The organism is Tahibacter caeni, assembly GCF_024609805.1.
Taxonomy (GTDB): domain Bacteria; phylum Pseudomonadota; class Gammaproteobacteria; order Xanthomonadales; family Rhodanobacteraceae; genus Tahibacter; species Tahibacter caeni.
The window spans coordinates 1-7,200 of the sequence record NZ_JANFVR010000254.1 but is presented as its reverse complement, the minus strand read 5'-3'; the positions used below and the strand labels follow the sequence as shown (position 1 = coordinate 7,200).

The 7,200-nt window shown below is 67.4% G+C and carries 7 protein-coding genes; 6 read left to right on the top strand and 1 reads right to left on the bottom strand.

Annotated features, from left to right (window positions below):
- Positions 1-274: 274 nt before the first annotated feature.
- From rpsO to NON22_RS17800, 3 genes are all read left to right on the top strand, one after another.
- Positions 275-538 carry a 30S ribosomal protein S15 gene (gene rpsO, locus NON22_RS17810; RefSeq protein WP_425507999.1) on the top strand — a complete coding sequence of 88 codons (264 nt, stop codon included), beginning with the start codon at positions 275-277 and terminating at the stop codon, positions 536-538.
- Positions 539-562: 24 nt separating this feature from the next.
- Entirely contained in the window at positions 563-2,668 is a 2,106-nt protein-coding gene (pnp, locus tag NON22_RS17805; protein ID WP_257388289.1) for a polyribonucleotide nucleotidyltransferase, read from the top strand.
- Positions 2,669-3,044: 376 nt separating this feature from the next.
- Complete coding sequence (locus NON22_RS17800) at positions 3,045-3,509, top strand: tetratricopeptide repeat protein (RefSeq protein WP_257388288.1); 465 nt, start codon at positions 3,045-3,047, stop codon at positions 3,507-3,509.
- Between the two features lie 211 nt (positions 3,510-3,720).
- Here NON22_RS17800 and NON22_RS17795 read toward each other — a convergent pair whose 3' ends face one another.
- On the bottom strand, positions 3,721-4,299 hold the full coding sequence (locus NON22_RS17795; protein WP_257388287.1) for a hypothetical protein: 579 nt from the start codon (positions 4,297-4,299) through the stop codon (positions 3,721-3,723).
- A 245-nt stretch (positions 4,300-4,544) separates the two neighbouring features.
- Here NON22_RS17795 and phaE point away from each other — a divergent pair, with 245 nt between their 5' ends.
- From phaE to NON22_RS17780, 3 genes are all read left to right on the top strand, one after another.
- On the top strand, positions 4,545-5,630 hold the full coding sequence (gene phaE, locus NON22_RS17790; RefSeq protein ID WP_257388286.1) for a class III poly(R)-hydroxyalkanoic acid synthase subunit PhaE: 1,086 nt from the start codon (positions 4,545-4,547) through the stop codon (positions 5,628-5,630).
- An 11-nt stretch (positions 5,631-5,641) separates the two neighbouring features.
- On the top strand, positions 5,642-6,706 hold the full coding sequence (locus NON22_RS17785) for a class III poly(R)-hydroxyalkanoic acid synthase subunit PhaC (RefSeq protein ID WP_257388285.1): 1,065 nt from the start codon (positions 5,642-5,644) through the stop codon (positions 6,704-6,706).
- Between the two features lie 221 nt (positions 6,707-6,927).
- Positions 6,928-7,200 (top strand): hypothetical protein (locus tag NON22_RS17780; RefSeq protein ID WP_257388284.1); only part of this gene is annotated, 273 nt, incomplete at its 3' end.

Below are 7,200 nucleotides of genomic sequence, written 5' to 3'. Positions count from 1 at the left end.
GCCGCCTGCTCGCGCTCGGCGAGGTCGACGCCGCCGGCCTGCTGCGCGTGCGCCGCGGCCTGAATCTGCCGGCCTGAATCCGGTCCGGCCGCGCCCGGCCGGCGGGCGGCTGAACCGGCCGCCAATCTTGCAGGCTTGTTGCGCCGCGGCGTCTGGCGTTAAAATCCCGCGGCTCTCTTGACAATTCACCCCCCGCGGGGCTTGTGCAGCGCCATCGAACGTATCCGGTCGCGCTGCACAAGCCTCGTCTAGCTTTCAAGGTCACGAAAAAATGTTGAACGTCGAACAAACTCAGAAGATCCTCGCCGACTTCGGCCGCGTGCCGAACGACACCGGCTCACCCGAAGTCCAGGTCGCCCTGCTCTCGGCCCGCATCGACAGCCTCGCCGGCCACTTCGCCAAGCACGCCAAGGATCATCACTCCCGCCGCGGCCTGCTCAAGATGGTCAACCAGCGCCGCCGCCTGCTGGCCTATCTGAAGGCCAAGGACGCCACCCGCTACAAGACCCTGATCGACCGCCTCGGCATCCGCCGCTAAGCGCACAGCACCGAGGAGATGGCAGTGGCGAAAGTAACCAGGTCGTTCCAGTACGGTAATCACGAAGTCACGCTGGAAACGGGCGAAATCGCCCGCCAGGCTAGCGGTGCAGTCATGGTCAGCATGGGCGGTACCGTCGTGCTGGTCACGGCGGTGGCGGCCGGCAAGGCGCGCGAGGGGCAGGATTTCTTCCCCCTCACCGTCGACTATCAGGAAAAGTTCTATTCCGCCGGCCGCATTCCCGGCGGCTTCTTCAAGCGCGAAGGCCGTCCGACCGAAAAGGAAACGCTGACCTCGCGCCTGATCGACCGGCCGATCCGGCCGCTGTTCCCGGAAGAGTTCCGCAACGAGATCCAGATCATCGCGACGGTCATGTCGCTGAATCCGGAAATCGACGGCGACATCCCGGCCCTGATCGGCGCGTCGGCCGCGCTGGTTCTCGCCGGCGTTCCGTTCAAGGGCCCGATAGGCGCGGCCAAGGTCGGCGTCATCGACGGCCACTACGTGCTGAACCCGAGCGTCAGCGAACTCAAGAACTCGTCGCTCGAGCTCGTCGTCGCCGGCACGTCCAACGCCGTGCTGATGGTCGAATCCGAAGCCAAGCTGCTCAGCGAAGAGGTCATGCTCGGCGCGGTCACGTTCGGCCACAACGCGCTGAAGAGCGCGATCGCCGCGATCGAGGCCTTCGCCGCCGAAGCCGGCCGCAAGACCTTCAACTGGACGGCTCCGGCCCGCAACGACGCGCTGTTCGCCGCGCTCGAAGCGCAGATCGGCGACCGCCTCGCCGCGACGTTCCAGATCCGCGACAAGCTCGCGCGCCGCGACGCCCAGTCCGCGCTCAAGAGCGAAGTCAAGGCCGCGATCGCCGAACAGGCCGCCGCAAACAAGTGGAGCGACAGCGAGATCGGCTTCGCGCTCGGCGACATCGAATACCGCACGATGCGCGACGGCGTGCTGAAGACCAAGGTCCGCATCGACGGCCGTGCGCTGGATACGGTGCGCGGCATCGACATCCGCGTCGGCGTGCTGCCGCGTACCCACGGCTCGGCGCTGTTCACGCGCGGCGAGACGCAGGCCCTGGTCACCGTCACGCTCGGCACGACCAAGGACTCGCAGATCATCGATGCGCCGGAAGGCGAGTCGAAGGACACCTTCCTGTTCCACTACAACTTCCCGCCGTTCTCGGTCGGCGAGTGCGGCCGCATGGCCGGCCCGAAGCGCCGTGAAATCGGCCACGGCCGTCTGGCCAAGCGCGGCGTGCAGGCGGTCAAGCCGTCGATGGAGGAATTCCCGTACGTGTTGCGCGTGGTCTCCGAGATCACCGAGTCGAACGGTTCCTCGTCGATGGCCTCCGTCTGCGGTTCCTCGCTCGCGATGATGGACGCCGGCGTGCCGCTGAAGGCGCCGGTCGCCGGCATCGCGATGGGCCTCGTCAAGGAAGGCGACGACTTCGTCGTGCTGTCGGACATCCTCGGCGACGAGGATCACCTCGGCGACATGGACTTCAAGGTGGCCGGTACGCAGGACGGCATCTCCGCGCTGCAGATGGACATCAAGATCGACGGCATCACCGAGGAAATCATGCGCGTCGCGCTGCAGCAGGCCAAGCAGGGCCGTCTGCACATCCTCGGCGAGATGAACAAGGTCATCACCTCGGCCCGCTCGGAAATGAGCGAATTCGCGCCGCGCCTGCTGACCATGCGCATCCACCCGGACAAGATCCGCGAAGTCATCGGCAAGGGCGGTTCGGTCATCCGCGCGATCACCGAAGAGACCGGCACGACGATCGACATCCAGGACGACGGCAGCATCGTAATCGCCTCGGTCAACCGCGCCGCGGCCGACGAGGCCAAGAAGCGCATCGAGATGATCGTCTCCGACGTCGAACCGGGCCGCATCTACGAAGGCAAGGTCGCCAAGCTCATGGACTTCGGCGCCTTCGTCACGATCCTGCCGGGCAAGGACGGTCTCGTCCACGTCTCGCAGATCTCCAACGAGCGCGTCGAGAAGGTCTCCGACAAGCTCAAGGAAGGCGACATGGTCCGCGTCAAGGTGCTCGAAGTCGACAAGCAGGGCCGCATCCGCCTGTCGATCAAGGCGGTGCTCGAAGACGAACAGGCTTCGGCCTGAGCCCGATCCAGGCGTTAGCAAAAAAGCCGGCCTAGCGCCGGCTTTTTTGTTTCCGATGACGCCGAACTTCGCCTGTGACGCCGAACTTCGCCTGGACGGTATCGTCGCTCCGGCGTCTGCGACGACGCTGTCGCATCGCCGACGAGCTGATCGGCAATGCTATGTCGTCGGGACGGCCGGCACCCCGACATGCAGGCGCGCCGCATCCGGCCGAGCGGGATCGATTGCTGACGCAAGATCAATGGCTGGATGCAGGATCGCCCCGCGGAGACGGCCGAGGGGAGTACGGCTCGCACGCCGCGCCGTCGAGCTCGGAAAATACGACGCCGTCGCCCTGGCGCGCAGCGGTCATGCACTCTGCCATCTGGCCGGCGACTTGGCCGAAGGCGTCGCGCTGCTGAATCAGGCACAGGCGTCGAATCCCAATCTTGCCGCCGCCTGGTTTCTCGGTGCGTTCTGCCATCTGCTGTACGGGCAGACCGAACGGGCCGTCGAACATTTCACGCGTGCCATGTACCTGAGTCCGGTGGACCCGGAGCTTTACCGGATGCAGGTCGGCATGGCCATCGCGCACTACTTTCTGGGCGATTTTGCCGCGGCTGCCTCGTGGGCGGAAACGTCGATACGGAGCTTGCCGAGCCTTACGGTCGCTCGAGCGATACTCGCCGCCAGCCAGGCCATGCTCGGAAAACAGCAGGAAGCGCAGCAAACCGCTGCGCACCTGCAGGAACTCGCTCCGCTGCTGCGTCTGGACGCCTTGGCCGACTGGTTGCCGATCCGGAGCCGCGTGAACCTTGCGCTGTTGTCCGAGGGCCTGGCCAAGGCGGGATTCCCGTCCTGAGCCGCACCGGCGAGACCGTCGTGCCGCATCGCCCCCGGCTCGCTGCGCCGACCCCGGACCGGGGCGCGGCGTCGTCCGGTAACCGAAGGCAGCGGGTGGCGCGCGAATGCCCGCGAGCCCGGGCGGCGCGGCAAACCGCGGCCGCGTATTTCGGGTGCGGGCGGAGCGTGTTGCGCAATCGCCGCCGCGGCGGCGCCGGCGACCCGCCAGGTCAGCGCGTCGACCGCGGTGAAGTCCGCGTCGTGATCAGCTTGATGCCATGGGCCTTGGCGTACTGCTCGGCAATGCCCCAGACCTTGTCGTAGCGCTGCTCGAAGCCGGCGTAGCTCTTCGCATCGAGCGCCTGCAGCGCCTGCCCGACCTGCTCGGGCGGTGCCTTCGCATCGAGCAGCCGCGCGACCTGCAGATGATCGCCGCGGTAGCTGTCGAGCACGTAGCGATACAGATCCAGTCCGGCCTCGATCATCGGCCGCGTCTCGTCGGTGCGGTACAGCGCGTCGGCGCGCTCGATGTGGCCTTCGAGCTGGCGGATCGAGTCCTGCAGCAGCTTTTCGCAGCTGTCGAACGCCGCCGGCGTGCCGGACGGCAGGTTGCCGCAGTCGTGCACGCGGAACCAGGCGCTGCCGAACGCCGCGACCGCGTTCGCGTTGAGCGCGGCGCGGCTGAAATATTCCTGCGGCGTGTTCGGTACGAAGCGGCACGCGGCGGACAGCAGCGCGGCCAGAGCCAGCAGCAGAGCCAGGCAGCGGCGCACGGAGAAGAGCGGAATCGGCATGAGCAGGGTTCGCATCGGGCTTTCGTTCGGGAGCGGATGAGGGTGTCGCCGCGGCCTGCCGCGGACCTTGCGAAGAACGCGGCCGCGGCCGCGAAGCGAACCCGCGTCGGCCGGGCAGACGCGTTGCGGTCGCGCTGCGGCTCGTCGCCGCACGCGAGGCTGCATCGCAGGGACATGCCGATGCGGTACGCTCGGCAATCCGTTTCGTTGTGGTGCAACACGCGGCGGGGTAGCATCCGGCCGCATTTCGGAGAGGGCTTATGGCGTCGAATTCCGCGCAAGACTGGATGAACCAGTGGCAGGTGCTGGCGCAGCGCTATTGGGACGGCTGGAAGAGTCAGGGCGTCATGCCGCCGAACGGTTTCGGCAAGCCCGACGCGAACGCGCCGTGGCAGGCCGCGCTGGACCAGTGGACCCAGCTGTTCGGCCAGAGCGCGCAGCAGAGCGATCTCGTCGACCGCGTCGCTGCGAATGCGAAGTCTTACGTCGGCCTGATGCAGTCGCTGCTCAACACGGCGCTCGGCCAGGAAGGCGGCGGTTCGGCCATGGCCTGGACCGAGGCGCTGCGCAACGGCTTCAACGTGCCGGGCATGGATCCGGCATTGTGGAACAATCCACTCGGCGCCGGTTTCCGCGATCTGGCCGGGCAGGGCGCCAAGGGCTTCGAGCAGCTCATGGCCGAGTTCGGCCGCGGCGCGGCCGGCCCGTTCCGCCAGGAACTGCTGGCGAATCTCGGCATGCCGGCCTTCGGTCTCGCGCGCGAGCACCAGGAGCGCTGGCAGCAGCTCGGCGCGGCGCTCGTCGACTACCAGGAACAGACCAACCGCTACAACGCGCTGATCCTCAAGGCCAGCCAGCAGGGCTTCGACCGCTTCCAGTCCAAGCTCGCCGAGCGCGAGGAGCCGGGCCGGCAGCTCGACTCGGTGCGCGCGGTCTACGACCTGTGGATCGACGCGGCCGAAGAAGCCTACGCCGACATCGCGCTGTCGGAGGAATTCCGCAAGGCCTACGGCGCCATGGTCAACGCGCAGATGCGCGTGCGTTCGCTGATCCAGACCGAGGTCGAGCAGCAGACGCGCCAGCTCGGCATGCCCACGCGCAGCGAGCTCAAAGGCGTGGAGAAGTCGGTGCAGGAGCTGCGCCGGCATCTGAAGGCGCAGCAGGAATCCGCGGCCGCGGACCTTTCCGGCGAGATCGCTGCGCTGCGCGCCGAAGTCGCCGCGCTCAAGCGCGAGCTCGCCGGCGTCAAACCGGCAGCGAAGCCGGAGACCGCCAGGCCGGCAGTCGCCAAGTCCACCGAGGCCGCCGCGAGGCCGGCTGCCGCGTCCAAGAAGACCAAGCGCTGAGGATCGTCGCCATGGGCCCCATCCGCATCGAACCGCAGAAGGCGCTGGACGAGGCGCTGAAACTGCAGCAGAAACTGTCGGCCGGCACGCAGACCCTGCGCTCGCTGGACCCGGTCACGTTCGGCGTGACGCCGAAGGAAGCCGTCTATCGCGACGACAAGGTGACCCTGTACCGCTTCAAGGGTACCAAGGCGCCGACCGCGAAGACGCCGCTGCTGATCTGCTACGCACTCGTCAACACGCCGTACATGGTCGACCTGCAGGACGACCGTTCGATGGTCAAGAACCTGCTCGCGCTCGGCCAGGACGTCTATCTCGTCGACTGGGGCTATCCGGACGGCTCTGACAAGTACCTGACCCTCGACGACTACATCAACGGCTACCTGCGCCGCTGCGTCGACTTCCTGCGCAAGTCCCACGACGTGGACGCGATCAACCTGCTCGGCATCTGCCAGGGCGGCGCGTTCTCGCTGTGCTTCTCGGCGATCTATCCGGAGAAGGTCCGCAACCTGGTCACGATGGTCACGCCGGTGGATTTCCACACGCCGGACAACATGCTGTCGCACTGGGTGCGCGAGCTCGACGTCGACCTGTTCGTGGACACGCTCGGCAACGTGCCGGCGGATCTCATGAACTACTGCTACCTGACCTTGAAGCCGCTGCGCCTGAATCAGCAGAAGTACGTCGGCCTCGTCGACATCCTCGACAACAAGACCGAGCTCGAAAATTTCCTGCGCATGGAAAAGTGGATCTTCGACTCGCCCGACCAGGCCGGCGAAGCGTTCCGCCAGTTCATCAAGGATTTCTACCAGGGCAACAAGCTGCTGAAGGGCGGCCTGCGCATCGGCGACAAGGCGGTGGATCTGAAGAACGTCACCGCGCCGGTGCTGAACATCTTTGCCGAACAGGATCACCTCGTCCCGCCGGCCGCCTCGCGCGCGCTCCAGGGCGCGGTCGGCAGCGGCGACTATTCGCAGATCGCCTTCAAGGGTGGCCACATCGGCATCTACGTCTCAGGCCGCGCCCAGCGCGAAGTGCCGCCGGCGATCCACGACTGGCTGGCCAAGCGTTCCTGATCGACGTCCGCGGTGCCGCCCGCATGCCGCGATCGCGGCGCGTCCGGAATCCCTCTTCCGGCAGGGAAGAGGGACGATACCGCGGGCTCGATTCCCGCCGGCGTCGCGCGGGGCCAGGCGCCGGCACGATGCGTTGAATCCACCGCTGCGAATTCGACGCCGGGGCGAGCCTGGCAGCGGGCGCGTCGGCGTTTCAGGAACCCGTAGCTTCGCCGCGACGCGTGCGGGGCTTCGCGGCGGCCGCCGCCTTGGCGGCGCGCGGTTTTTTCGCCGGCGCGGCAGACGTGGCCGTCGCCTTCTTCGCCGGGGACTTCGCGGTCGCTTTCTTCACGGCGGGTTTCGCGGCCGATTTTTCCGCCGCGGGCTTCACCGTCGCTCGCTTCGCGCCGCTCTTCGCGGCCCGGCGCTTCGGCGGGGCTTTCGCTGCCGCGGCGGCATCGCGCTCGCGCTGCGCCGGCTTCGCACGGCGCGCGGCCGCGTCTTCCTCGCCGGCC